The 951-nt window shown below is 43.7% G+C and carries 1 protein-coding gene; it reads right to left on the bottom strand.

Annotated features, from left to right (window positions below):
• Window positions 1-951, bottom strand: a 951-nt coding sequence (ldcB, locus tag AX663_RS05935; protein WP_197414209.1) for an LD-carboxypeptidase LdcB/DacB, incomplete at both ends; no start/stop codon positions are given.

The following is a 951-nucleotide window of genomic DNA, read 5'->3' as shown; positions in this document are numbered from 1 at the left end:
CGTAGTTAACGCTCATACCTTTATCATAGTAGGCCAATTCTGGGCTTGAAACCTTAGCTTCTGCCTTAATTGACGCACGACCTGTGAAGGTATAAGTGCCTGTTGCTGGAAGGTTGATGGCACCTGTAGTGGCTGGTTTGCTTTCAGCAGGTTTGCTGCTAGTAGCATAATCGCCACCTTCGATACCAAAGTACTCTTCCAAGCTCAATCCTGAATCGTGGATGTCTTTAGCTTCTTTACCCACATAGCGGATATGCCACGCTTCTGGCATGTAGCCGGTTGAAGCTTCTTTACCTGCTTGGAAACGCACGATAAAGCCATAGTTATGTGCATTGTCTTTAAGCCATTGACTAGCTCGTGCATCCTCAAGCAAGTTACCTGATTTATCAGTCAAATCAAAGACCAAACCAGTTTGGTGTTCGCTGAACCCAGGACGAGCTGAGTAACGGTCCGCAGCTGCTTGACCATCACGGCTTACGTAGTTGTCGTAAAGAGTCTTTTGATAATCGTAAGAACGGAAACCACTGTATGAACGTCCAACATTCAACCCTTGATTAATCATATCATCACGAAGGCGAACAAAGGCTGCCTTAGCTGTTGGGTTTTCACCTGGATTGTAGTCCTTAGAAAGACCATGCTTCTTATTGACAATGATAATATCATCGTATTTACCACGAACACTGTAGTAAGAACCGTTATTGGTCAATTTCCCTGTCACTTGAGTTTCAGTGATTTGAGGGACTGTAGCTGTAGTTTCTGTGATATAGGTTCTCTTACCATCCAACATATAGTAAAGATGCACAGAATAAGTACCCGCATCACCCTTATGGCTGGCTGTATCTACATGAACCTTATAGCTACCGTCTGATTGTTTATCAGCATGATACCAAGTGAGATCGTCTTGGCCATTCTTATCTGACCAGATTGGGACACGGACTTCTTTAACTTCTT

It is taken from the genome of Streptococcus sp. CCH8-H5 (genome assembly GCF_001556505.1).
Taxonomy (GTDB): domain Bacteria; phylum Bacillota; class Bacilli; order Lactobacillales; family Streptococcaceae; genus Streptococcus.
This window is presented reverse-complemented; position numbering and strand designations above follow the sequence as displayed.